This is a genomic window from Halioxenophilus sp. WMMB6 (assembly GCF_033283405.1).
In the GTDB taxonomy this organism is placed as follows: domain Bacteria; phylum Pseudomonadota; class Gammaproteobacteria; order Pseudomonadales; family Cellvibrionaceae; genus Halioxenophilus.
Window position 1 is genome coordinate 160,754 of sequence record NZ_JAWMQR010000002.1, and the last position, 25,553, is coordinate 186,306.

At 57.4% G+C, this 25,553-nt stretch carries 24 protein-coding genes; 14 read left to right on the forward strand and 10 right to left on the reverse strand.

Translation table 11 applies throughout. The annotated features are described in order from the left end of the window. Nucleotides 1–20 precede the first annotated feature (20 nt). The 3 genes from SBL51_RS06485 (at nucleotide 21) to SBL51_RS06495 (ending at nucleotide 2,772) form a co-directional block, all read left to right on the forward strand. Entirely contained in the window at nucleotides 21–1,025 is a 1,005-nt protein-coding gene (locus SBL51_RS06485) for an alpha/beta hydrolase (RefSeq protein WP_317930084.1), read from the forward strand. Between the two features lie 60 nt (nucleotides 1,026–1,085). Further along, entirely contained in the window at nucleotides 1,086–1,703 is a 618-nt protein-coding gene (locus SBL51_RS06490; RefSeq protein WP_317930085.1) for a class I SAM-dependent methyltransferase, read from the forward strand. Nucleotides 1,704–1,800: 97 nt separating this feature from the next. After that, nucleotides 1,801–2,772 (forward strand): sensor domain-containing diguanylate cyclase, encoded by a 972-nt coding sequence (locus SBL51_RS06495; protein ID WP_317930086.1) that lies wholly within the window; start codon nucleotides 1,801–1,803, stop codon nucleotides 2,770–2,772. A 185-nt stretch (nucleotides 2,773–2,957) separates the two neighbouring features. Here SBL51_RS06495 and SBL51_RS06500 read toward each other — a convergent pair whose 3' ends face one another. The 5 genes from SBL51_RS06500 to SBL51_RS06520 form a co-directional block, all read right to left on the reverse strand. After that, nucleotides 2,958–3,569 (reverse strand): hypothetical protein, encoded by a 612-nt coding sequence (locus tag SBL51_RS06500; RefSeq protein ID WP_317930087.1) that lies wholly within the window; start codon nucleotides 3,567–3,569, stop codon nucleotides 2,958–2,960. A 217-nt stretch (nucleotides 3,570–3,786) separates the two neighbouring features. Then, nucleotides 3,787–4,248, reverse strand: coding sequence for a YHS domain-containing (seleno)protein (locus SBL51_RS06505; protein WP_317930088.1), 462 nt, complete (start codon nucleotides 4,246–4,248; stop codon nucleotides 3,787–3,789). Between the two features lie 326 nt (nucleotides 4,249–4,574). Further along, nucleotides 4,575–5,906: a GntP family permease gene (locus SBL51_RS06510; RefSeq protein WP_317930089.1), complete on the reverse strand. Its 1,332-nt coding sequence runs from the start codon at nucleotides 5,904–5,906 to the stop codon at nucleotides 4,575–4,577. Nucleotides 5,907–6,127: 221 nt separating this feature from the next. After that, complete coding sequence (locus SBL51_RS06515; protein WP_317930090.1) at nucleotides 6,128–6,985, reverse strand: stomatin-like protein; 858 nt, start codon at nucleotides 6,983–6,985, stop codon at nucleotides 6,128–6,130. A 61-nt stretch (nucleotides 6,986–7,046) separates the two neighbouring features. After that, nucleotides 7,047–7,685, reverse strand: a complete 639-nt coding sequence (locus SBL51_RS06520) for an NfeD family protein (protein ID WP_317930091.1) — start codon at nucleotides 7,683–7,685, stop codon at nucleotides 7,047–7,049. Between the two features lie 114 nt (nucleotides 7,686–7,799). On the opposite strand from SBL51_RS06520, the gene rdgC reads away from it, so the two are divergent. Then, complete coding sequence (rdgC, locus tag SBL51_RS06525) at nucleotides 7,800–8,726, forward strand: recombination-associated protein RdgC (protein ID WP_317930092.1); 927 nt, start codon at nucleotides 7,800–7,802, stop codon at nucleotides 8,724–8,726. A gap of 8 nt (nucleotides 8,727–8,734) precedes the next feature. On the opposite strand, the gene SBL51_RS06530 is transcribed toward rdgC, so the two are convergent. The 3 genes from SBL51_RS06530 to SBL51_RS06540 all read right to left on the reverse strand — a co-directional run bounded on the left by SBL51_RS06530 (nucleotide 8,735) and on the right by SBL51_RS06540 (nucleotide 11,846). Next, nucleotides 8,735–9,172 (reverse strand): DUF4124 domain-containing protein, encoded by a 438-nt coding sequence (locus SBL51_RS06530; protein ID WP_317930093.1) that lies wholly within the window; start codon nucleotides 9,170–9,172, stop codon nucleotides 8,735–8,737. Nucleotides 9,173–9,251: 79 nt separating this feature from the next. Further along, a complete protein-coding gene (locus SBL51_RS06535; RefSeq protein WP_317930094.1) occupies nucleotides 9,252–10,400 on the reverse strand; it encodes a sterol desaturase family protein in 1,149 nt (382 codons plus the stop codon). Between the two features lie 210 nt (nucleotides 10,401–10,610). Continuing rightward, nucleotides 10,611–11,846 carry an MFS transporter gene (locus SBL51_RS06540; RefSeq protein ID WP_317930095.1) on the reverse strand — a complete coding sequence of 412 codons (1,236 nt, stop codon included), beginning with the start codon at nucleotides 11,844–11,846 and terminating at the stop codon, nucleotides 10,611–10,613. A gap of 203 nt (nucleotides 11,847–12,049) precedes the next feature. On the opposite strand from SBL51_RS06540, the gene SBL51_RS06545 reads away from it, so the two are divergent. From SBL51_RS06545 to SBL51_RS06580, 8 genes are all read left to right on the forward strand, one after another. Beyond that, complete coding sequence (locus SBL51_RS06545) at nucleotides 12,050–12,409, forward strand: EthD domain-containing protein (protein ID WP_317930096.1); 360 nt, start codon at nucleotides 12,050–12,052, stop codon at nucleotides 12,407–12,409. A gap of 68 nt (nucleotides 12,410–12,477) precedes the next feature. Continuing rightward, entirely contained in the window at nucleotides 12,478–13,848 is a 1,371-nt protein-coding gene (locus tag SBL51_RS06550) for an MFS transporter (RefSeq protein ID WP_317930097.1), read from the forward strand. Between the two features lie 201 nt (nucleotides 13,849–14,049). Further along, on the forward strand, nucleotides 14,050–14,511 hold the full coding sequence (locus SBL51_RS06555; RefSeq protein WP_317930098.1) for a hypothetical protein: 462 nt from the start codon (nucleotides 14,050–14,052) through the stop codon (nucleotides 14,509–14,511). A 96-nt stretch (nucleotides 14,512–14,607) separates the two neighbouring features. Further along, nucleotides 14,608–15,126 (forward strand): DUF6491 family protein, encoded by a 519-nt coding sequence (locus SBL51_RS06560; RefSeq protein WP_317930099.1) that lies wholly within the window; start codon nucleotides 14,608–14,610, stop codon nucleotides 15,124–15,126. Between the two features lie 192 nt (nucleotides 15,127–15,318). Further along, nucleotides 15,319–15,834, forward strand: a complete 516-nt coding sequence (locus SBL51_RS06565) for a nitroreductase/quinone reductase family protein (RefSeq protein WP_317930100.1) — start codon at nucleotides 15,319–15,321, stop codon at nucleotides 15,832–15,834. Between the two features lie 131 nt (nucleotides 15,835–15,965). Then, on the forward strand, nucleotides 15,966–16,814 hold the full coding sequence (gene nfo / locus SBL51_RS06570) for a deoxyribonuclease IV (RefSeq protein ID WP_317930101.1): 849 nt from the start codon (nucleotides 15,966–15,968) through the stop codon (nucleotides 16,812–16,814). 129 nt (nucleotides 16,815–16,943) lie between these two features. Then, nucleotides 16,944–17,897 carry a diguanylate cyclase domain-containing protein gene (locus SBL51_RS06575; RefSeq protein WP_317930102.1) on the forward strand — a complete coding sequence of 318 codons (954 nt, stop codon included), beginning with the start codon at nucleotides 16,944–16,946 and terminating at the stop codon, nucleotides 17,895–17,897. A gap of 297 nt (nucleotides 17,898–18,194) precedes the next feature. Next, nucleotides 18,195–18,662: a hypothetical protein gene (locus SBL51_RS06580; RefSeq protein WP_317930103.1), complete on the forward strand. Its 468-nt coding sequence runs from the start codon at nucleotides 18,195–18,197 to the stop codon at nucleotides 18,660–18,662. Between the two features lie 7 nt (nucleotides 18,663–18,669). Here SBL51_RS06580 and SBL51_RS06585 read toward each other — a convergent pair whose 3' ends face one another. Both SBL51_RS06585 and SBL51_RS06590 read right to left on the reverse strand, forming a co-directional pair. Then, nucleotides 18,670–19,323 (reverse strand): carboxymuconolactone decarboxylase family protein, encoded by a 654-nt coding sequence (locus SBL51_RS06585; protein WP_317930104.1) that lies wholly within the window; start codon nucleotides 19,321–19,323, stop codon nucleotides 18,670–18,672. Between the two features lie 154 nt (nucleotides 19,324–19,477). Further along, entirely contained in the window at nucleotides 19,478–20,044 is a 567-nt protein-coding gene (locus SBL51_RS06590) for a YtfJ family protein (protein WP_317930105.1), read from the reverse strand. Between the two features lie 217 nt (nucleotides 20,045–20,261). Here SBL51_RS06590 and SBL51_RS06595 point away from each other — a divergent pair, with 217 nt between their 5' ends. Further along, the gene (locus SBL51_RS06595) at nucleotides 20,262–23,066 is read left to right on the forward strand and encodes a hypothetical protein (RefSeq protein ID WP_317930106.1); all 2,805 of its coding nucleotides are present in this window, start codon (nucleotides 20,262–20,264) and stop codon (nucleotides 23,064–23,066) included. A gap of 243 nt (nucleotides 23,067–23,309) precedes the next feature. Continuing rightward, nucleotides 23,310–25,448 carry a M3 family metallopeptidase gene (locus SBL51_RS06600; protein ID WP_317930107.1) on the forward strand — a complete coding sequence of 713 codons (2,139 nt, stop codon included), beginning with the start codon at nucleotides 23,310–23,312 and terminating at the stop codon, nucleotides 25,446–25,448. Nucleotides 25,449–25,553 lie beyond the last annotated feature (105 nt).

Genomic DNA, 25,553 nt, shown 5'->3' on the forward strand with positions numbered 1-25,553 from the left:
CATGCTCACCGGCAACAGCGTTGAATCAAGGCTGGTACCCGGTCACAACCAATGCCAAAATATTCCGCCGACCAGAAATCGAGCTGGAGACCTTTGTGCTGTATTGGCCGCAACCCCGCCGCACTTACCTGGCTGCCTGCTATGGCCTCTGCCAACTGACCCTGTTGCTGATAAGCCTCGGCACTAACCACGCCCATGGTGAGATAATCATCGACCAAGAGATCGCCTACGGCAGCCACCCCCTGCAAAAGCTGGACGCCTACTACACGGCAGAGAGTCACGACGCCATTGTTATCCTGGCTGTGCACGGCGGAGCCTGGTACCACGGCGATAAGGCCGGTGACGGTTTTGCCCAAGCCAAAAGCGATTATTGGGTGGGGGAGAAACTGATTTTTGTTTCGGTGAACTACCGCCTGATGCCCGAAGTTAATCCGCTCGACCAAGTGCAGGATATCGCCAGCGCCCTGGCATTTGTTCGCCAGCACGCAAGCGAGTGGGGCGGCGATGGCGAGCGGATTGTACTCCTGGGCCACTCGGCAGGAGCACACCTGGTTTCGCTACTGGCCAGCCGCGCCGATCTGGTAGCACGCCCATCACCCATTGCAGGCACCATCTCACTGGATAACGGTGCCTTCGATATCTACCGGGTAATGCGCCTGCGCCGCCACGCCCCCTTCTTTGATGCCGCTTTTGGCACCATCCCTAAAGTTTGGTATGACGCCTCAGCCTCCAATTTTGTTACCAGCGCCATGGCGCCACTGCTCGCGGTCTGCTCCAATCTGCGGCCCAATGCCTGCGACCAGGCACAGAGTTTTGCCCAAGCCGCCCAGGCGGTGGGAGCCCAGGTTCAGGTTGTGCCGGTGGCCAAGACTTACCAACAGGTCGGTTTGGATATTGGCGTTGATCTGAGCTACACACAGATGGTGGATCAATTCCTGGCAAGGGTCGCACCTGAACTCGCCGAGCTGGTCGGCCAGCCACACACTCCCCAGCCGACGAGCAAGCGCTCGCCACCAGCAGAGTGATAAGCGCTATTAACGGTACCGCATTAACCACCACCATTTTAAAAAGCAGCACACCTCTCTATGAGCAATGACCAACACATCCGCGAGGCCTTTGGCCTGACACTTTTGAAAAACAGCCACCCGGATATTCGCCGGTTAAAACGGCAAACAGCAAATACCACACTGCACGGTAATAAATTTTGGCAGGCAGCCAGTGTCTTAATCGACTACCTGCAGGAGTTCCCTCCCGAACCCGGCAGCCGGATACTGGAAATTGGTTGTGGCTGGGGGTTGGCCGGCATTTTCTGTGCGAAGCAGTACGGCTGTGAGGTGGTGGCACTTGACGCCGATGAATCGGTCTTCCCTTTTTTGGAACACCACGCGCTACTGAATCAGGTACAGGTGGATACGGTACAGATGGGTACCGAAGCCGTGACCACCGAACAGTTGGCTGGGTTTGATCTAGTTATCGGCTCGGATATCTGCTTTTGGGAGAGCCTGACGCAGGCGCTTGGGGAATTTATTGAACGGGCCATCGACGCCGATATTGAGCGTATGGTCATTGCCGACCCCGGCCGGCCAACGTTTCGCACACTGGCCGAAGCCTACGCTGGCCACGATTATGTGCGCTACACCGATTGGGCGGTACCCGAACCACACAACAGCTGGGGCCTGATATTGGATTTGGGCGCGCCATGAAATAAACTCCCCAGCGGTAATACCACCAAGCCACACAGCTCAGATACGCTGTTAATACAGTTCGATAACAAAAACAGCCCCGACAGGAATCGATTGCATGGCAGAAGACGCCGCTAGCCGTAACGACCAGGATAACCCCTACAAAATACTCCTTGAATCCACCAAAGCCATCCCCTGGAAACTCAACTGGGTTACCAAACAATTTGAATACATAGGCCCACAAATTGAAAAGTTGCTCGGCTGGCAGCAGGACAGCTGGCAAACCGCCCAGGACTGGATCGACCGCATTCACCCGGAAGAGCGCGAGCAAACCGCCAATCTCTGTATTTCCCAATCGGAACACGGCATAGACCACGAAGCAGACTACCGCGCGCTAACCGCCGATGGTGGTTATGTCTGGGTGCGGGATGTCGTGCATGTACTGCGCAGTGAAGGGGTCACCACCGCCCTGGTCGGCTTTATTTTTGATATTTCCGAACGCAAGAAAATGGAAGATGTATTAATGCATCTTAACAAGCAGTTGGAATCACTCTCCTTTCACGATGCCCTCACCGGCGTGGCCAATCGCCGCTTGTACGATCAATCCATGGAGGCCGAGTGGGCCCGGGCACAACGCAACCAGCTACCCGTCTCACTGATCATTATCGATGTCGACCACTTTAAACAGTACAACGACGTTTATGGTCACGTTGCCGGGGACCAGTGTTTGATTAAAGTGGCGGAGACATTAAAAGGGATCACTCGGCGCTCATCCGACCTACTGGCCCGTTACGGCGGTGAGGAGTTTGTTTTGATGCTGCCGGATAGCGACCGTAAATCGGCCCTGGTGCTGGCGGAAAAGTGCCGGCACGCCATTGAGGCGTTACAGATTCCCCACGCCGGCTCCGCCTCTGCCGGTGTAGTTACCATCAGTGCCGGGGTCAGCAGCCAGGTACCGTCAGAGTTGTTGTCGCCCACCAAGCTGTTTGATACCGCCGATAAAATGCTCTATCTCGCCAAAAGCAACGGCCGCAATCGAATTGAGAGCACCGGCCCGAGAAGTGAGCCCAGCAGCAAACAATCCGGTTAATTTTTGTCGATTACCCGCAACAGGTTATCGACAGCTGATAATCAACCATTTATCAATTGTCTTTTGAGCGCACACCTTTTTTTACACTCACCTTTTTTACACTCACAATCGAAACAACCCAAAACAGTAACTCCCGGCACAGTTAATAGCCGTGCCGGGAGTGTAATTATTAAGTTTATTCTCTATTAAAGTTCCACCTTAATTTTTACGTAGGGCACCGGGGTGCTACTGCCGGAATAGGTTTTCTCACAACCCTTGCCTATCCAACCTGTCCAGGAGCCCAACAGGCCGACATTGTGGCCAAGGCACTCCAGGCCAGCCAGGTCAAAGCTGTCGAAATAATTGGGCGATTCACTATTGCCTTGGTAAGCGCGAATTGCAGCGAAATAGGTGGGGGTATCGTAGGCGCCATCTTGATGCCAACAACTGGCGGGCAGACTCCGTTTTAACGAAGCACCATACATGGCCAAACCATTGGTATCATAGTTGGGCATAGTGGAGGGCATTACGCTTCCCAGGCTTACCCAGGTCTCGCCACCATAGGGCGGATAGGTACCTGCGTGATAGGCCTGGGAACACTCAAATTTTACCGGCTGTGTACTGGAGGTAACCCAGGTTTGAATAGGAATCAGGGCGCTGGTACTGTCGAAAGTCTGCACCCAAAATGGTGAGGTAATCAGGCAGCCACTGAGCATTGCCGTGGCTCCGGCCATACCGGCGGCAATGGTTAGGGTTTTAATTCTAGCGGCGTTTTTTTTAAGACAACGGGCAATCGGGTGAAAGGTTTCCATATTCATGACCTACTCCTAAACGCAGTGTTGTTTGAAATTTTTTATCAAGCACTTACGTTCAAATAGTGATGTCAAAAACAGAACCATCCCATAACATTTTTTCTACCCGCCGGTGTACATTTTTCGCCACCCGCTTAAACAGTTGATTTTATTTTATATATTCGGTCGATTTATTTTTATAAAAATAACGAAATTATCATTAACAACAGCGTATAAAAATCAGTTACTCCGCCATCTCGCTCATTAACTGCCACTGTTTATCGGCTTTATTGATCAGTTCCTCCTCGGACGTCTCTTTCGTTAACTGATCCCAATGTTTAAGCGTATCCAACCAAAATTTATCGTAAAAAAGATAGAGCTTACCCTCTACAATTTTATAGCGTTTTGGGTTTACATCGACCTTTTCGCCTTCCAACATTGCATAAGCACACCAACCGCCATACTGCGGAAGATAGTTTTCAGGCGCCTCTAAAAAAGCGGATTTATTATCTTGATTGGTAAAGTAGTAGGTGGCCGTTTTGTACACCGTTGTTATTGACTTGGAACCAGGCATTGGCCCCTGTTGAAAATAGGAGACGGGATCATAGCCCGCCAACGCCACTCCTTTTTTAAGGTTTAATGGTTCACCCGCCAGGGCGATTTGGGAAATAAGCAGCAGGGCGACTAGCGAGAGAATTCTTGGCATAACAGACTCCTTAGCAGCTATTCAACACCATATTTCCGGTGCGAACTCTTTTCCAAGCAGATAAAAAATGTGGCGACCGTGGAATTTCAAGCCACGACTTGTGTGTACGCGGAAGGAAGTTATCAAGCTTGCTGTGCAAGTAGAAGCACCGGCCTTAAAAGTGATCTTTTTGTTATTTTAGTGGCCGGAAGATGCAACGGGATATCATCTTTAGCTATCGATATAACCTTGGCTATTAATATAGTGATGCGGGTCATAAGATCAACGGGAGCGATTGCCACTGGGCAAACCGCCCCGTTTTGCGAAGGAGGGCGTTAAAACAGCGGCTAAAAAATCGTGAAGGCAATCAGGGCCAAAACCAAGCCGGCAAAGGGTACCACTACCGTCAGCTTAGCCAGCGGCAGGTAGGCATCTTTATGCGACTCACCGCAAATAGCCCGGATCAGAGTCACCACGTAGCCATTGTGAGGCAGAGAATCCAAGCCACCGGAAGCAATGGAGACCACCCGGTGTAATGCCTCCGGGTCCACCCGATGATCGGCCGTGACGTCCGCGCCGGTATAAATAGGTGCCAGCAGCGGCAGCGCTATCGATTGCCCACCAGAAGCCGAACCGGTTAATGCACAGATCACCGTCACGGCAATCGCAGCGCCAATCAGGCCGCCACCGGGAATATCGGTGATAAAGGCCACCACGCCGGCAAAGGCCGGCGTCGCCTTGGCGACCGTGCCAAAACCCACCACCGCACAGGTATTGGCGGTGGCAATCAACGCCCCGGTCGCCCCCTCGGCAAAGGGCTGGCTTAGGCTTCGGAAGAATCGGTAATTGAGCAGATAGGTGAGCAGTAAACCACTGAACAGCGCCACAATCAGCGCTGCGGTACCAAATAGCTGGTGGCAAAAAAAGGAGACACCCAGCACCGCCACCAATGGCAACAGGCATAAAAACGGGTTGGGTAGGGTGGTGCGCTCAATCTCGGCCACATCCCCCTCGCGCTCTTCAAAGCGTTCACCCCGGGCTACCGCCGTGGTGATCATCCTGCGCATCCAAAAATAGCCGGCCACGGCCATAAACAGCGCCGCTGCAATACTCACTGGCCATCCGGCGTAGGGGGTGGTGCCCAGGTAACGAATGGGAATCCAATTTTGAATTTCCGGTGAGCCGGCGGAGGTCATGGTAAAAGTGACCGAGCCAAAAGCGATCACCGCGGGAATAAAGCGGCGCGGCAGATCGGCTCGCCGCCACAGACTCAACGCCATGGAGTAGACACAAAAGGCAACGATAAAAACGCTGACGCCACCGTAGGTGAGAATGGCACAGGCAGTCAGCAGTGCCAGTGCTGCATGCTGCATACCGATACGACCGATTACCCAGTTGGCGATACTTTCGGCGGCATGGCTGTTCTCCATGGCTTTACCGAAAATGGCGCCCAGCAGAAACATAAAAAACCAGTCTTTAAAAAAGCCGGTGAAGCCATCCATAAAGGTGCCAACATAATTGGCTTGCCCTTCAGCAGCCAACTGCGCAAACAGCGGCAGTCCACCGGTGACGGCAATTAACAGAGCAGCCAGGGGGGCCGCAATCAGCAGGTGCATACCACGAATGGCAAACACCACCAGCAGAACAAGTCCGGCGACTAGACCAAATAAACTGAGCATAGGAAGATTCTTATATTATTGGGTGGTTTTTATTTGGGGTTCGCCCGAGTCTAGGCGAAGTTGTTAGGGGGGATCAAGTTAGCCAGCCTCAGGGGCAACCTCCGCCACCAATGACTCTTACCATCGAGAAAACTTTCGCGGTATTTATTGCCACTGTGGCGCTTGGCAAAATTGGCAGAGAAGCGCCCGATAAGCGAGTGTTTATCGGGCAGTAAAGCCCCTTATTTATTCATCAGGCCGCGAATAGCAGCCGGCAGATCCGCTGGGAAGACCACGGTTTTACTGTTGGCCGACTTGGACAACTCGCCCAGGGATTTCACGTATTTTTCACCGAGCAGATAAACCACCGGTAGCTCCCGCTCACCGATGGCGGAAGTCACCATCTCAATCGCCTGCTGGCTGGCCTTGGCCAATACCACTTGGGCTTCGGCGTCGCGCCGGGAGGCTTCCAGGCGCCCTTCCGCATCCAGAATGGCGGCCTGTTTGTCACCGTCGGCGCGGGTCACCGTCGCTCGGCGGGCACGCTCGGCAGCCGCCTGCTCCTCCATCGCCGCCTGCATGGTGCCAGAGGGATTAATATCCTGGATCTCCACCGTTTTCAGGGTAATACCCCAGTCGGCGATATCGTCTGAAATGGCATTCTTCAGCTGCGCTTTGATTTTGTCCCGCGACGAGAGGGCATCGTCCAGATCCATCTCACCGATAATGGAGCGCAGTGTGGTTTGCACCAGGGTTTGAATGGCGATGCGGTAATCCTCTACACCGTACACGGCTTTTTCCGGTGAGATGATATTGATGTAGGCCACCGCGTTGGCAATGATCACGGCGTTATCGCGGGTGATCACCTCCTGAGAGGGAATATCCAGCACAATATCTTTAGTGGTGACTTTATAGGCCACCTCGTCGATGTAGGGGATAACAATATTCAGACCCGGGTTAAGTGTCATGTGGTATTTACCCAGGCGCTGCACCACCCATTTATAACCTTGCGGCACCAGCCGCACCCCCTTGGCCAGGGTGACCAATACCAAAATCAGTATGGCAATCACCACATACAAACCTGCATTCTCAATGCCCATTGCTTAACCCTTTTTTAATTAATAAATTTATTGATCGCTCACTGCCGACGCCTAACTGGTGTTATACCTTTTCCACCACCAAGGCATTGCCAACCACATCGACCACCCGCACCCGGTCGCCGATGGCAACGCCCTCATCGACAATAATCAGCCACTCGTCATCGCCCAAAATAGGCACTGGAAAACGCATGCGCCCGCGCCGCTCGGCATTGGGCAGCAAAATAACCTGGCCAATTTCACCGAGGATGGCTTCGCGCGATAACCCCGCTTTGGTTCGATCAACAGATAATGGTTTCAAATATTTAAACCAGGCGAAGGCCAAAATAACTGAGAGGATCGTCCAGAGCAGTATCTGCCAGGTGAGCGGAAGCTGTGGCCAGAGCAGTAGAATGCCACCCACAATAATCGCGGCGACACCAAACCAGAGAATAAAAAAAGTGGTCAACGCCAGCTCACTGAGAATCAGTGCGACACCCATCACCACCCAATGCCAATAGACTATTTCCATTGCGGCTTGCTCCAAAAGCTCCGACCCAAACAGCTGGCGGCCGGATTCAAAATTATGATCATAGTCTGCCGCAGGCAGGCCACGGCAGTAATTTACTGCGGGCCAATCTTGGCACAGGCGGCCGGGAGGGTAAACATTGGCCACGATGGGCACTGCGGCCACAAAGACAGTGTGGCCAGGATTATCGATCATCTCCCACGCCTGCGAATTAGCCCTGTTCAAGCTGCGCTAAATTGGTCATTATCCTGCCCCCCTTGCCCGCCACGGCGGCGATCAACTTTTAATCAACCAAAGATAGTTAAGGTTATGTGGTTCAAAAACCTGCGCGTTTATCGCTTTACCAAACCCTTTACCCTCGCACCCGAAGCGCTGGCGGAGAAGCTGGCCGAACAGCCCTTCCACCCCTGTGGCAGCCAGGAGTTGACCCGTATCGGCTTTGTGCCGCCACTGGGCGATGAGGGCAGCGAACTGATCCACAGCAGCGCTGGCTACACCATGCTCTGCTGCAAAAAGCAGCAAAAGGTGCTGCCGGCGGCGGTGGTCAACGAGGCCCTGGAGGAGAAGGTTAAGGCGCTGCAGGCGGAAGAGGGGCGCAAGCTCGGCCGTAAAGAGCGGCAACAGCTGAAGGAGGAGCTCACCCTCACCATGCTGCCCCGGGCGTTCACTAAATCGAGCAAACTGTTTGCCTACGTGGCGGCCCCCGAGGGGTTGTTGATCATCAACAGTGCCTCAGCCAACCAGGCCGAAGAGCTGCTTATTACCCTGCGCGAACTGCTCGGCAGTCTGCCGGTGGTGCCGATCACCTGTCGCCACATTCCAGTACAAGTGATGACCAACTGGCTGCTGCATCAACAACCGGCCGATGGCTTGCAACTGGGCCAGGAGTGCGAACTGCGCGACCCGGGCGAGGCCGGCGGCATTATCCGCTGTAAAAACCAGGATCTGACCGCAGCCAACATCATCAACCACCTGCAGGAGGGGATGTATGTGGCCAAACTGGCGCTGATCGCCAGTGCCGGCATTGAGTGTATCGTCGATGAAAACCTGGCGATCAAGCGGCTGGTGTATGGTGATCGCATTCAGGAGAAACTGGACCAGGAGAGCCCCGAAACCGCCGCCCAGCAATTTGACGTCGATTTCAGCTTAATGACACTGGAACTGGCCAGCTTCCTGAAGCAGCTGTTCGCCGCCTTTGGTGGCGAGGACCTGAGCCAACTGGAAGAGGCGGAGTAAACCGCCACTCAGTGGCGCTTCTCCAAGGTCTGCACCAGACCACTGGTGTTGACCTTCATGCTGTAGCCGGTGAACTCCAACACCCGTATCTTGCTGTAGCCCAGGTCGATGACATCGCCCTCCACCGTGAACGGATCCGGGCTCAAACGATGGCCGGAGGAGATTACCGTCCACTGGTTGCCGTTGAACTCCCAGACATCCTCACCGACCCCCATCTCGTCGGCCGAGAGCCCCCCCACCTGGGTGATCAGCCAACTGCCTTGCAAAGAGTCACTGGAGAGCTTGGCATCGGCGAACCCTTCCGGCGGCAGGCCGCCGTCGCAGGGCATATCCTGGAACACGGTTTTACCGGCCTCGTTCTTACACTGGTAAACCGGCCCCGCCTGGGCCTGGGTCACTAAGGCCGCCGCCAACAGGCCGGTGGCAATCGCTATCGATCTCCTCATGAGTGCTCCTTTTTATTGTTAGCGCCGTTGTGGTCAGCACTTCTGCTGTCAACGCAGTTATTGTTTACGCCCCCGCCCATCAACTTGCCCGCTTGGCCAGCAGCGCCGTCACGGGGTAGAGCAGCTGCCCCCAGAAGCTGTTGGGCAGGGGCTGGGTGGTGCCGTAATCGGCCGGCCACAGATCTTTGGGCATATGGTAGGTGCCAAACAACTTATCGAAAAAGACAAAGTGGGCAGCGTAGTTGGTATCGATGGCCGGCCGTTCCGAGCTGTGGTGCCAGTGGTGAAACTGCGGTGTGACAAAAATGGCCGCCAATGGCCCAAACGACAGCTTCAGGTTGCAGTGGATCAATACCGCCTGCAGCGCGGCGAAGGTGACATAGATATTAAGCGCGCTGGTATCCGCCCCCAGCAGGTAGAGCGGCACCATCACCATGGCCCGCTCGGAAAAGACCTGAATAAAGTGGCCACGGGAGCCGGCCAGCCAATCGAGCTGCTCGACCGAATGGTGCACGGCGTGAATTGGCCAGAGGGGTTTCACCTCGTGGTAGAGGCGGTGCTCCCAGTAGAGAACAAAATCGGCGCACAGGGCAATCAGCACCACCTGCAGCCACAAAGGCATGGCCTGTACCGCCGCCTGCAGTCCTTCGCTCACCGCCCATTGGAAATGGGCAGCGTGGTAGTTGGCGTAGATTAAAATCGCCGAGATCATCAGGTGGTTAAAGCAGAAGTAGGCGAAGTCCAGAGCCCAACCAGAGCGCAGAATCACCTGGTTTTTGTACTTCGGGAAGAGCTTCTCCAGGCTCATAAAAATAGCCACCGAGCCGAGCAGGGCCAGCACCAACCAATCCACCCCCAGCGACAACTGCTTGGCTTCAACCGGGCCTACCGGGATGGTATAGCCGCCCAGGGCAAAGGCGATTAGGGTCAGGCCAATACCGGTTGCCCCCAGCCGCTTATAACGCCCCAGCAGAAAGGTCATCACGCCAAAGAAGAGCGAGAAGTACATACCGTATTTAAGCACCTGTTGCAGCTCTTTGGCGTCGTACACCCGGCGCAATTCGGTGGTGGTTAGGTAGGAGGGGTAGAGATAGGCCAGCACGGCAAGCAGGCTGAGGGCGCCAAGCAGAAGTGCGGCATAGCCGCTGATACGCCCCTCACCCAGGCGAAATTCACGGGCTCGGTCCAGGGGCACCTGGCGCGCCCGGTATTGATACTCTTCATCCATAACTGTCTGCTCTCCTGAGAAAATCCAGCCAACACCAAGTGTAGGCCGGGGCTGCGCCCAGTAACGATCTGCGGCTCGACTATCAGCCACTCAATCCTCAACCGCTCGGCAGACAACGGCCAGGCGCTACTATACAAACAATCGCGGGCCTGGCCGCCCTGTCTGTTGTACCGCTGTGAGTCGCTTCTCACTTTGATGGCCATCGGCCGACTAGCGGTGCTCGGCAACCCCCAGCTCACTAAACAGCGCTCGTTTGGACCACAAGCGCAGCACCACCAACAGAGCCACACCTCCCAGGCCTGCCAGGGTGGCGATAAAGCCGACTAAATCGGCCAGGGCGCCCAACAGAAAACCACCCACCGCCGGCGCCCCCATGGTCATCATGGTCCACAGGCTCATCACCCGGCCGCGAAACTGTTCCACCACACTCAGCTGCGCCAGCGCCTGGCTGCCAATGCCGGCCATGGTGGTCGACAGGCTCAACAGGCCCACCATAAAGGTTAATAACCAGGGCGAGACCAACCAGCGCAGGGGCAGCAGCATCAGGCTGGAGGCGGTCAGGCTGACCAGCACCCAGCGCAACAGCGCCGTCTCCTGATCGCTCTGGCGGGTGAGCAGCAGGCCACCCAGAATCGAGCCCGCTCCTGCAGCGCCAGTCAACCAGGCCAACTGCGTAGCGCCACCGGCCAGCAGTTTACCGGTGATGGCCGGCAACAACTCCAGCACACTGCGCCCCAGCAGGCCGTTGACCATGGTCAGGGTGAGAATCAGGCGGATGGCACTGTTGCCCTTTGCAAAGCGCAACCCCTCCACCATCTGCGCCCAGACACCTTGGCCGCCAGCGCCGTTGGCCAGTGGTAACAGATGCACCCGTAACAGCGCCGTCACCGCGCCCAAAAACAGTAGTGCAGAGACCGCAATCGCCACCGCCGCCGAGCTGTGGGCGATAATCACACCGGCAATGGCCGGCCCAACAATACGGGAGGTGTTGTAAACAATGGCAGAGATACCGATGGCACTGGGCAGCCGCTCGCGAGTCACCAGGCGCGGAATAAACGCCAGCCGCAACGGCTGGTGGGCGGCGGTAATGAGGCCGATGATCAGCGCGCTGCTGAGCAGGCCGAACAGCTCTAACCAGTTGTTAAACAACCCCACGGCTGTCAGCGCCGCAATCAGGGCATGGCTGCCCAGGGTGAAGAGCAACCCGTTGCGTGGATTGATTCGATCCGACACCACGCCAAACACCGGTGCCAAAACAATGGCTGGCAGCAGCAGACAGGCACCGAACACCCCCACCCAAAAGGCGGAGTGAGTCAGTTCCCATGCCATCCAGCCCAGTGGAAAGCGCAGCATCCAGGTGGCCAGGGTCGACTGGCTGGTGGCGATAAAATAACGGCGGTAGAGGGGCTCGCGCAGGGCGGAGTTGGGCTGCAGGGCAAACGGCATAAGAGAACTTAAGTAACCACAGAGAAAAACGGCCCCATGCTACGCTATTCGCCCACAAAAAGCGCACACCATTCCGGATGACGGCCTGCCCATTTGAAATTGGCCACCGGCGGGTATTACTATGCCCAACGCCCATCATAAAATAACGAACTTCGATAGACCCTAGCCGGAAGGGCCAGGCCAGGACCAGCGATTAACCACCTATGCCAACTTATAAAATTCTGCTCTTTATGAAACGCAAACCCGGCCTTACCCCCACCGAGTTTCGCGACTACTACGAACAGCAGCATGTCCCGCTCTGCTCAAAATACATCAAAGGCCTCAACCGTTACCTGCGCCGTTACCTTGAGCCGCTGCCCAACCCGGAAACCGGACAGTGCCTGGAACCGGAGTACGATGTCATCACCGAGCTCTGGTTTAACGATGAAGCGCTGTTTAAAGGCACGGTCAACTACCTGTCGACGCACACCATGCCCGATGAAGTAATTGCTGACGAAGAGCTCTTTCTGGATAGAACCAAAAGTCGCATGACCATAGTTTCCGAGGCTGAATCCGCCCTCTAATCCCGCAACCGCAAGCGCTCGCGACCAGCCATTGCGCACCCGCACGCTATCGATACTTGAGGTACTCTTTGTCCGAATCCCAGGGCTTGCCCTTCCCCCGCCGCATTGTTGCGGTTTTCGCCCTCTGCAGTGGTGGCCTGACCTTAATGATCGACGCCTCCATCGCCAATATCGTGCTGCCCACCCTGGCCCAGGACCTACAGGTGAAAAGCTCGGAAGCGGTGATGGTGGTTACTGCCTACCAGCTGATTCTGGCCATGACACTCATGCCCCTGGCCGCGCTTGGCGAGCGCATCGGCCATCGCCGGCTCTACTGCGCGGGTTTAATCATCCACAGCCTGGCAGCGCTTTTGTGTTTGCAGGCCGACAGCCTGCCACTGCTGATTGCCGCCCGCGCCCTGCAGGCAGTGGGCACCGCCTCGGCCATGAGTGTGGCCTTTGGCCTGATTCGGGCCGTCTACCCGCCCCACCAGCTGGGCAAGGGCATGGCCATTAATACCATCGCCAATGCCAGCGGCACCGCCCTGGCGCCGGTGGTGGGCGGCCTGGTATTAACCTTCGCCAGCTGGCACTGGGTGTTTGCCGCCGCGGTGCCCTTCTCTCTGGTGACGCTGCTGTTTAGCCGCTACCTGCCGGCACCGGAGCCCCAGCCACACCCCTTTGACCGGCGCGGCGCCCTGCTCTGTGCCATCACCTTTGGCCTGGTCATCGGCGGCCTGGAGATGACCAGCGGTGGGCCGGGCCTGCCCCTGGCACTGTTGGTGCTGGCCGTTGGTATTGGCGCCGCCTGGCTGTTTGTTAAACACGAGCTACAGCAGGAACACCCGGTACTACCTGTGGATCTGCTCACCCAGCCGCCACTGGCCCTGGCGCTCATCTCCAACTTCGCCACCGTGCTCGGCTCCATGACACTGCTGATCTTTCTGCCCTTTTTGCTGCAACACCGCTTCGGTTATTCACCGGCAGCCGTCGGTGGATTACTCGCCTTTTACGCCCTGGCCAGCGTCATGATCGCCCCCACCTCGGGCTACCTGTCTGACCGCATTCCAGTTGCCATTCTCTGTACCGCCGGCATGGCGGTGGCAGCTACCGGCCTGATCCTGCTGGCCCTACTGCCCGAGGCGCCCAGCCGGGTCGATATCGCCTGGCGGCTGTGGGTCTGTGGCGCCGGCTTCGGCATGTTTTTCTCCCCCAATGCCCGGCTGGTCATTGGCTCGGCACCTATGCGCCGGGCCGCGTCGGCGGGGAGCATGGTGACCACCTCACGCATGCTCGGCCAGGCCACTGGCGCCACCCTGGTGGCGGGTCTGCTGGCCCTGGGCTTGGGCGACGGCAATGCCCCCATTTTCTGTGCCCTGGCCTTGATACTCACCTCTGGCTCAATCTGCGTGGTGCGGCTGCTGGGTGAACGGCGACAGAACACGGCCAGCGCCGGCTGAGCCATTGGCCCACAGGTCGATTGAGATCAATAGCCCAACTGAAGGCGACGGCTACACTGGCACCGACCCTACCCACTTGGCTGACTGTGAAGCAGGCCAGTCGGGCTGGAAACGCACCGCCACCGTTCGCAGCACTGCTATCGCCACCGGTTTGGCGTTAAACTGCTTCTCGTCTCAGAGCCCATATAGAAGGCAAGCATCATGAAACTGCTACAGTCACGCACCCTATCCGCATTCACACTCACATTCACATTCTGCCTGGCGCTGGCCACCGGTGGCCTGGCACTCGCTCAGGATGATGAGCTGGTATTGGAAACCGAAGAGATCAAACCCGTACCCGGCCAGCAGGAGCACACCCTGGGGGTTAAGGTCTACAGCGTGGAGGAGAGCGACGAAGGGGTTAAAATCAGTGTCTCGGTGCCCCAGGAGATCGCCAACGGCAGCCAGGGCAACCTGGAAGAGGTGGTGGTTTACGGCAAGCGCATCGAACAGGACAAACCCCGCCCCACCCTGCCGCAGATTAAACGCTATGAAGTGATCAACAACCTGGAAGAGGGGCGCAGCGGCATTGTCCTCTACCTGGGTAAAAACGAGGATTTCGTCCTGCGCTTCAACTACAGCGACGACCGTGTGCAGGACGGCCCCAACCTGTTGGAAAATTAAACCCGCAGCGCCGGGTAGGAACGCTAAGGAAACTTTGCGCAGCCCGGCCAGTCTACGCCACACCTCTGTGTTGTCGTCGTCCTGCTGGGAGCTGCCATGAAACTCAAACTGCACCACCGCTGTAAACTTCTGTCACTAGCCCTGCTCGCCACTGCCGGAGCGCTGCTCAGCCAGGGTTGCGCCACCACCAGCCAACCAGATCCAAGCGATGCTATCGCCGCGATTATTGATCGTGGCTACCTGCTGGGCGAAGAGGTCAACAAGATCCGCCAGTATGAAATTGATGGCTGGCAGTACCTCTCGGATGAGGCCATCATCCTGCCCGCCCGCCCTCGCCAGCAATATCTCATTACCTTTAAAAACAGCTGCCCCGGCCTGAGTTTCACCCCCGTTATCGGCTTTACCAATACCGGGCTCAGCGTGCTCTCTAACTATGACGCGGTAATCATTCCCGAGCGGCACAATCGCCTGCACGAGAAGTGTTTTATCGACCACATTTACACCATTACCCGGGCCGACAAGAGCGAGCCGGAGGCCCCTGAGGCGACAGCGCCCACTGAGGCGACAGAAGCCCCGGATGCAAACGCACCGGCTCCGGCAGACGCCGACCAGTGAGCCCAAGCAACCTCTGCCCGCCGCCGCTTTCGGTTAACTGATAGCAGCGGCGCGTTAGACTTTGCCGTTTAAATTGGCTAGCGTTGACCAGTGCTGCCCATCGAACAGCGCCAAATCAGAACAAGAAAAACAATCCCGAAACCGGCAAGACCAATCCCCAACCATAACAATCAGAAATAGAGGAGCCCGCCCATGAGTGATGAGTCCAGCGCAGAAATTCGCGATGCCCGCCAGGACTGGATGGTGCAACACCGTAATATGTACCTCAATTCCGGCGGTACCCTGGGCCACATCATGGACCTCACCGCCGTCGGCGGCCACAGCCTGGGCACCCACTGTTTGATCAAGTACACCGGCCGCAAAAGCGGTAAGGTGTTTATCACCCCACTCTGTTACGGCATCATCGGCGGTGAAGTGGTGCTGGCAGCCTCCAAAGGAGGCGCCGATGAGCACCCGGCCTGGTACCTTAATATCCGCGCCGCCGATGAGGTGGAGTTTCAAATTGCCAGCCAGGCCTTTCGCGCAAGCTGGCGTGAACCCGAAGGGGCCGAGCGGGACAAAATCTGGAATTTTATGGTCGACTGCTACCCCTTTTACGCCAACTACCAGGCCTCCACCCAGCGCCAGATTCCCCTGCTGGTGATGAAGCCCATCGAAGAGATCGAGCTCTTTAAAGTGTCTGACGCCACCGGCGAGCGTAAATTCTAAGCCGCGGCCAAGCCCCGGCCAAACCCACCCAGCCACGGTCCGGCCGTGGCATGCCCGGGTGAGTTAGGTCATAATCGCCGGCTCATCCGCATTCGCGTCATTCCATCACCTTTCAACCACAGTTGTCGATCATGAAATATATCGGAGCGCACGTCAGCGCCGCCGGCGGTGTGCAGAATGCGCCGCTCAATGCCCACAAGATTGGCGCCACCGCCTTTGCCCTGTTCACCAAAAACCAACGCCAGTGGCAGGCCAAGCCGCTGACGGAAACAGAGATCAACGCATTTCAGGCCAACTGCCAGGAGCTCGGCTTCAGCCCCGAGCAGATTCTGCCCCACGACAGCTACCTGATTAACCTCGGCCACCCGGAAGCGGAGCCGCTGGCCAAGTCCCGCGCCGCCTTTATCGACGAGATGGAGCGCTGCCAGCAGCTGGGGCTGATCTACCTCAATTTCCACCCCGGCTCACACCTGAAGAAGATCGACGAAAACGACTGCCTGGCGCGCATTGCCGAGTCCATTAACCTGGCTCACCAGGCCACCGAGGGCGTTATCGCCGTGATCGAAAACACCGCCGGCCAGGGCAGCAACCTCGGCCACCGCTTTGAGCACCTGGCCGCCATTATCGAGCAGGTGGACGACCGCAGCCGGGTTGGCGTCTGCCTTGATACCTGCCACACCTTTGCCGCCGGCTACGACCTGCGCAGCTGGGAGAGCAGCGAACAGACCTTTGCCGAATTCGAAGCCATCGTCGGTTTTGAGTACCTCAAGGGGATGCACCTGAACGGCTCCAAGTCGGCTTATGCCAGCCGTGTCGACCGCCACCACAGCCTCGGCCAGGGCAACCTGGGTATGGCGGTGTTTGAATACATCATGGCCGACCCCCGCTTCGACGGCATCCCCCTGGTGCTGGAGACTATCGACGAGAGCCTCTGGCCGGAGGAGATTGCTCTGCTGGCGAGCCTGGCCCAGGCTGCCTGAGCGACGCAGGCAATGACCAGCCAGCCGGCGGCTGCCTCCGAACATCGCCAAGCGCCGACTGTGACAAGGATTTGCACGCCGGCACTGGCTAAAATGCGCCATCGATAATAACAAGCGACACAAAGGACTATGTCTGATCAGCCAGAGCAGCTCACCGCAGCCGTGCGAGCGCTTCTCCACTCCGATAAAACAGTACTGCAAGCCGTAATCAACGCCGTACCCACCCCCATCTTCTTCAAAGATGACGAGGGCCGCTATCTCGGCTGCAACCGCGCTTTCGAAAATTACGTGGGCCTCACCCGAGAGGCGCTGGTGGGCCGTTCCGTATTCGAGCTGTTTGAGCCAGAGCTGGCCCGCGTCTACCACGAGGCCGACAGCGCCTTGCTCCAGGCGGGTGGCGAGCAGGTGTACGAGGCCCGGGTAAAATACGCCGATGGCTCCATTCGCGACGTTATGTTCCACAAGGCGGTATTTGAGGCAGAGTACGAGGGGATTTCCGGCCTGGTTGGGGTGATTCTCGATATTACCGAACGCAAGAAGATCGAGTCCGAATACCGGCAGCTGGCCCTGACCGACACAGTCACCAGAATTGATAACCGCTTTTCATTTATGAGGAGCGCTGAGGCCGCCATGGGGCGCCTGGCCCAGGCCGGCAATCCGGTCAGCCTGATGCTGATCGATCTGGACGACTTCAAAGGCATCAACGACAACCACGGCCATTTCGCCGGCGACACCATTCTGCGCGAGGTGGCCCAGCGCCTGCGTCAGGTCATCCAGCCAAACGATATGGTCGCCCGCATAGGGGGCGATGAATTTGCCGTGCTGCTGCCCGACACCCAATGCCCCGATGCTCTGGCCTCGCTGGCGGCCAAGCTGATTGAGCAGAGCGCCCGGCCAATAGCAACCGGCGACCAGCAGATCTGCACCGGGGTCAGCATCGGTATCGCCTGTGCTCCGCACCATGCTACCAATGTCACCGCGCTGCTGAGATGTGCCGATCAGGCGCTCTACCAGGCCAAGTCGCAGGGCAAGAATTGCTTCCATCTCTTTAATAGCGACCAGCCTGCCGCCAATCAGGAGTAGATACCGGCCCACCAGCCGATAACCGCCAGCGGCGCAATTTCCACCCGGCGATTGCCACTCCACGCGGAATGCTTCACCGCGCCACCATCCTGAGACCTGGTTCATGTTTGCCAGCGTCGTATTTGACGCCTTCGCCATGTCCGACTAAAGCTTACTATTGAGCGCCAAATTTACGGCCGCTTCAGCCTGTGGGCCTGCGTCCATCCAGCCAGCGCCGTCAGTCAGATTCAACCTGTACATCCAAGCTGATTGTTCAGCTGTTTACTCTTCACACAACCACCAATTGGAATCAATGCCATGTCCGATGCAGTCTCTTCCTTCTCGTTAATCACGGAAAGCTTTCAAAAAGGAGCCAAAAAGAAGATCGAAGCGTGGTTGACGGGTATGGGCGCCATCGCCTCCAACAAAGCCATGGTGAAGTACTCAGAGCTGCCCTTTATGGCCACTCAGGATGCCCACGGCTTTGCCTGGAGCCGCAAACACGATGGTTGGGTGGATATTTTACAAAGCGACGACCAACTCAAGCAGGTGGTCTGTAATATCCGCTACCCCAAGCAACGCTGGTTCTCGAAACAGAAGAAGGATTGGCAGGCGTTGAATAACTCTGCCGGAAAACTGTTTGGCAGTGCCAAAACCTTTGACTTTGGCGAGAAGCAGGGCCGGCTCTACAAAACCAAAGATATCGACGTGCTGCTGACCGCCTACCAGAAGAGCCGCAGCAGCCACATTGAAATCAAAATCGCCCGCGGCGGCTTTTGCAGTTAACAGGCAATTAACGGGCAGACAACCCCTGTTTGTAGGGCGGTACCCGTAGGCGCAAACTGTTTTGCAGATAGGCAACCGTCTTGTACTGCCCGGCCAGGACAATAATTTCGATCAACTGTTTATCGTTGTACACCTTGGCCAGCTCGGCCCAGGTTTCATCGCTGATCATGGAGTCGAAATGCAGCTCCTCCATCGCCCGCAGCAGAGCCCGCTCGTGGTCGACCCAACCGTCTGCGGTTGAACCATCGATCACCCGCTCCACCTCCTCTGCGGAAATGCCGTTGCGTTTACCGATCACCACGTGAGAACCCCACTCAAAGGGCGCCTGGCTGAGCCAACCTACGCGCATAATGGCCAATTCACGATCGCGAATGGGCAGCTCGCCATCGGAGAGAAATTTTTTACTCACCTCCAGATGCGCGTGGTAGAGCTCAGAGTGTCGGATCAGTATCTCCAGGGAGTCGATATCCTCACGCGGCTTGCGCACACCGTCAACCACCACCATGCTTATCTCATCCAGCAATTGCTGTTGTTGTGGACTGCGCGCATCGGGTGCCAGGGCGGCGAGCCTGGGCGGCTGGCCAAGGATATACGCTTCCCGCTGACTGGTATCGCGATCGGGTTCGCTGAAACTCTCGCTGGTTCGACGGCTATCGCTCATCAATCACTCCTCTCTGTTATTGTTAAACTGGCCAAACAATAACAGAGCCCCTGCGGAAACTCAGCATCGCAAAAACTGGATAATACGCATACACGGATTGCCATCCACGAATGAGAACCTTAGTGCAGGCACCAGCTCACCCAAGCACGCCCTGTTACTGGCCGGGGTTTAACTCACGCAGCAACAATATGGCCTGCTCTGCTTCCGCCGCAGTCATCCCGCCCTCCTGCAGCAGGCGAATATTGCCCTCGCCGTCGAGCACAATTATTGCAGCACTTTTCTTCTGTAACTGCCACCGTTGCCGGCCAACGCCAAGGGCATCGACTACCAGGCGATCCTCGGGGTGGGCCTTTTTACTCTTCGCCACCTCGCCCGCCACCAGCCCCGCCGTACCCCACAGGGCATCGGCAGAATTGACCAACTGGGTTACCGGGATTATGTCGCGCAGGCCGGCCGCCGCCAGGGCCTGATAAAACGGCTGGTTTAGCTTGTCGATACCGGCGCGGGCGGCCACATACTCAAAAATCTGTACCGGCCCGCCTGCACTGGCGCTCTGCCAGGGGACAAATAGCGCCTCACCATCTACCAGCAAACACTCACCCTTATCGGTAATACTCAGTGCCGGTAGGGTCTGCCCCAACTCGAGCCCAAGCGCCTCCCCCCAAGGGGACGACAACAGGCCAACAACGAGGTAAACGTACACTTTTATTATTCTGGTCATACTGGCAACCCGTTGAATTAAATGATGAACCGGGAGTCTTATTGGCTAACGCTTTTTATGGCCGCGTTGCATAGTGGCCAGTTAAGAGATCACCACTCGCTCTCTGGATTCGCCACCACTGGCCGCTGAACTGTGGCTGGCCAGGCGATAGACGCAGAAATCGAGCAGGCAGTATACTCCAGGCCAATTCTCGCCAAGGTAGGCAAAGAAAACGACTATGTTTATTCGATTGTGCTCACTACTGTGCTTGGCCCTATGCACACTCATGTGCTACGCGGCACCCACCGAGTTACTCAACCTGGATCAGCGCCACTTTCTGATCCGCCAACCACAGAATATCGCGCAGTTCTCCTTCACCGGTTACGACAGCAACTGGCGCTGGCTGAGAATTCCCAAACCGCGCCTAACCGAAACCGCCACTGGCAGCCTCTATCAATACGGTGACCAGGCCGATGACCTGATCTGGAAGCTGCAGGTAACCCCCACCGGTAACACCGTCCAACTCGATACTGACATCACCGCTAACCGTGATCAAAAGGTTGTCTACCTGGCCTTGGTCTTCTCATTCATTGATCAACTCACCAGTGGCCGCCTGGAGGTGACCAGCAGTGGCCAACAAACCAGCACTCTGCCACTACCATTGGCGCGGGCACAGCTTACCGGAGTGACACAGTTCAGCGTGTTTGATGACGCTGGCAGCAAGCAGTTTACACTCAGCCTGCAAACCCCGGCCGATATCCATATCGACAAAACCCTGCGCATCAAGTTGGTCAGCAATGCCATCGCCAAGGGGGAGGCGGCCCACAATCGCCTAACCCTGACCTTTGCCGAACCACCCAAGTTTTACGCCAGCCTGGACGAGCGGCCAGGGGTCACCAGCCAGTCCCACTGGTACCCTTTCACGCCCAACAATCAAACCGCACCGGGTGAATTCGGCCTGCAGGATTGGCTGAAGCTCCCCACCGAGGCCATCACCGCGCGTGGCGCCAGCCTGTTCGCCGACAATCAGCCCTTCAAGGTGTGGGGCACCAATGTCGAGTATCAGGCCAATGCCCCAAGCCACGCCGAGGCTGAACAACGCGCGGCCTTTTTTGCCAAATACGGCATCAATGGCGTGCGCCTTCATAAACTCACCAACCCCGGTTGGCAGGGTTTGGGCAACAAACATAGTGCCAGTGACTACGACCCCAAACGACTGGAGCTGTTTGACTACTTCACCGCCCAGTTGCGCAATCAGCAGATCACCTACGGCCTCTCGCCCATCTGGCAACTGCAGGTATTCGATGGCGATCGCGAAAAATTACTCGCCTACGACGAAGTTAAAAAAGCCGGCAGCACCCGCGGTCTGATCTGGTTTGCCAAAGATGTACAGGACCTGCACATCGCAACCATGCTCAATCTGCTCAACCACAAAAACCCCTACACTGGCCTGAAATACGCCGACGACCCTGCCGTTACCTATTTTGAGATCCAAAACGAGGAGGATGTTTTCTTCTTTAGCACCGGCGCCTCGGTGGCTCGCTCACCAACCTACTACGCTCTATTGGCCGGCCAGTTCAGCGATTGGCTACTGGCCAAATACGGCTCCCAGGCCGGGCTGGAACAGGCCTGGGGCAAAGCTGCCATCAACGCCTTTAAGAACGAGGGCGGTGCCAGTGATGAGGCTTTGAGCAAGCGCAATATCTTCCCGGTAGGCAACCCCTGGTTGTGGGACAACCAGATCCAGGACCGCGCCCGCGGCCGCCGCCTGCAGGACACCGCCCGCTTCCTGTTTGAGCTGCAAAACAACTACTATCAGCGCGCCAGCGAAGCGATTCGTGCGGCGGGCTTTCGCGGCCAGATAGTCGCCAGCAACTGGCAGGCGGGTTCGGGCAGTGCCCATTTCCTGAACTTAATTTCCGATGCTGAACACGGCATGATCGACCGCCACAACTACATGGGTGGCGCCAGTGGTACCCCCGGTAATCTTGGGCGCGGCAACAACTACGCCATGCAGTCCGGCTTCCAGCTCAACAACTACACCATGCTGCCCGAACCCGGCAGTGGCCTGCTCAGCGTGGGCATGCAACAGGTGCAGGATAAACCCTTCCTATTAAGCGAATGGATGTCGGTCGTACCCAGCGAGTGGGCGGCGGCAGACACCACCATCATCGCCGCCTATGGCATGGGCCTGCAGGATTGGGACATGAGCTACCACTTCGCCTCCAACGCCAGCGGCTTTACGCCATCACTCACCTTTCCCGGCCCCAAAAAATTTAACAATCTAACCCCCGTGGGCGTCGGCCTCTACCCGGTGTTGAGCCGCATGGTATTGCGCGGCGATGTCGCTCCCGGCCAGGTCATCGCCACCCGCCGGGTCAGCCTGCGCCAGGCCTACGACAGCGATTTCGACTTCACCAATATCACCTTGCAGGAGAACGATTTTAAGTCCTTTAGCGGCACCCCCAGCCACAACGCCCTGGCCGCCGGCCAGGTGCTGGTGCAGATCACCGACGACGATCAAGCCTCCAGCATCGGTGACTGGCAGCAGTACCAGCAGGGCGACACCATCACCGCCAGCACCGGGCAGCTGAAATGGACCGGCGGCAAGGAGCCACACTCCGGGTTTATCGAGATCAACACCGGCGGCACCCAGGGAGTGGCTGGCTTTGCCGAGGATCGCCAGCTTGCCTTCAACGACATGACCATCACCCCACACAGCAACTATGCCGTCATCCTGACCACCGCCAAGGCCCGCCAACAGACCCTGGCCAGTGACAAACAGGTGTTGATCGTCGCCATGGCCCGGGCTTACAACAGTGGCATGGTGCTCACCGACGACCTGATAATCGAGGCCGGCAAAGCCCCAGTGGTACTGGAACCGGTGCAGGCGGAACTCGCCTTTAAACGCCGGCAGGGCAAGGTGACCGTGCTCGACCACGATGGCTTGCGCACCAATAAAAGCTATCGGCTGGAGGATGGCCAGTTCCAGCTCGATACCGGCCGCGATCAGAGCCCCTACTATCTGGTTGAGTTCGATTAACGTCCGCAACCGGTAGTCTCTGCGCATAGGCGATACCCGGCGCCAATATTCGCCCGCCACCTTGCGGGAATTGCGCCCGGGGCCGTCCTTTCTCTGGAACCATCATTCAGCGCTACCCTCCAACCCCTGTTTGGAGGCCGCCGTTCCCTCTCCGCCACGGTGGCCCTGCCGCCTTCGCGGCCGTAACCGTACAGAGCCTCTTGCCGTACGCCATTAAGAGATTGAAATAGAGAGTTGTAGTAGATGCGTAAGCTTTTGATTACCGGGGCCTGTTTGTCTATTCTGGCCAGTGGTTGCGGTACGCCGCCACCCGAATCGACCTCCGCCGCCACCGAGACCCCTATGCTAAACCCAGCCAACCCCTTTGCTGCCACCAGCCCCCTGGATTACCAGACGCCCGATTTCAGCAAAATTCACATCGATGACTACGAACCCGCCTTTGCCGCGGGAATGGCCGAACACAGCGCCGAAATTGAGGCCATTGCCAACAACCCGGAGGCACCCACCTTTACCAACACCATCGTCGCCATGGAGAACGCCGGCGCCCTGCTGCATCGGGTGGATGTGGTGTTCGGCAACCTCTCGGCGCTGCTCTCCAACGACGAGTACCAGCGCATTGATACCGAAATGGCGCCTAAGCTGTCGGAGCACAAAGACAACATCTACCTCAACCCCAAACTGTTTGAGCGGGTGCAGGCCATCTACGATCAACGCGACCAGCTGCAGGCGGAGGATCGCCGCCTGATTGAGGTCTACTACACCGATTTTGTGCGCGCCGGCGCCAAGCTCGATGCCGCCGCCCAGGCACGCCTGCGGGAGATCAACGCCCGCCTGTCGCTGCTGGCCACCCAGTTCTCCCAGAATATTCTCAAGTCGTTCAAAGACGACACCATTCTCGTGGCGGATAAATCAGAACTGGCCGGCCTGTCGGAGGAGGATATCGCCTCCCTCGCCGCCGCCGCCGAGAAAGCCGGCAAAACCGGTTACCTGATCACCCTGGTCAACACCACCCGCCAGCCTATTTTGGGCCAGTTGGAGAACCGCGCCCTGCGCCAGCAGATCTGGCAACAGTCTGCCGAGCGCGCCCACGCCAGTAACGACCCGGTGCTGTTGGAGCAGGTACAGCTGCGTGCCGAGGCAGCCGCGCTGCTCGGCTACAGCAACTGGGCCGACTACACCCTCGACAACCAGATGGCCAAGACTCCAGCCCCGGTGTTTAAAATGTTGGATGACCTGGCGCCCAAAGCCCTGGCCAGAGCCAAAGCCGAAGCCGCCGATATCCAAGCCGAGATCAGCAAAACCGGGGGCGACTTCGCCCTGCAGCCCTGGGATTGGGCCTACTACGCCGAGCGGGTACGCAAAGCCAAGTACGACCTGGATGAAGATCTGCTCAAACCCTACTTTGAGTTCAACACCGTCCTGCACGCCGGCCTCTTCTACGCCATGAACAAGCTCTACGGCATCACTTTTAAAGAGCGCAAGGATCTGCCGGTGTGGCAGGAGGATGTACTGGCGTTTGAGGTGTTTGAGCGCGATGGCAGCAGCATTGGCCTCTTTTACCTCGACCCCTACGCCCGCGAGGGTAAAAATGGCGGCGCCTGGATGAGTTCGTTTGTCGACCAGAACCGTCTGCGCGGCGAGAAACCCGTGGTCTACAACGCACTCAACATTCCCAAGCCAGCCGCCGGCCAACCCACCTTGATGACCTTCGATGAAGTCACCACCATGTTCCACGAGTTTGGCCACGCCGACCACGGCCTCTTCTCCGACGTGGTCTACCCGTCGCTCTCCGGTACCGAAGTGCCCCGGGATTTTGTCGAATTCCCCAGCCAGTTTAACGAGGATTGGGACATCAACCCGGAGGTACTGAAACACTACGCCCGCCACTACCAGACCGGCGAGCCCATTCCCGCCGACCTGTTGCAGCGGCTGCTGGAAGCACACACCTTTAACCAGGGCTTCGATACCGTCGAGTACCTGGCGGCAGCGCTGCTGGATATGGAGTGGCACACGCTGCCCGCGGGGCAGGCGGTGACCGATGTCGATGCCTTTGAGCAGGCCGCCCTGGCCAAGCACGGACTCGACTTCGCTCCCGTGCCGCCGCGCTATAAATCGGCCTACTTCAGCCATGTCTTCGGTGGCGGTTACTCGGCCGGTTATTACGCCTACCTCTGGACCGAGGTGTTAGCGGCCGATGCCTTTGCCTTCCAGCGTGAACACGGCGGCCTGACTGCCGAGAATGGTGAGGCCTACCGCCAGGCGATTCTCGCCATCGGCAACAGCAAAGAGCTGATGCAGAGCTACCAAGCCTTCCGCGGCCAGGAGCCCGGTGTCGAAGCCTTGATGGTCCGCCGCGGGCTAGAGACACAATCCCTTCAGTAATTGCGGACGGGGTAATCGGCAGCCGCGTGAATCGCCGCTGCCGTTGCCCCCAAAGCATCTAATTAGTCGCCTTCATCCGCCGCCATTCAACAACACCCCTCAACA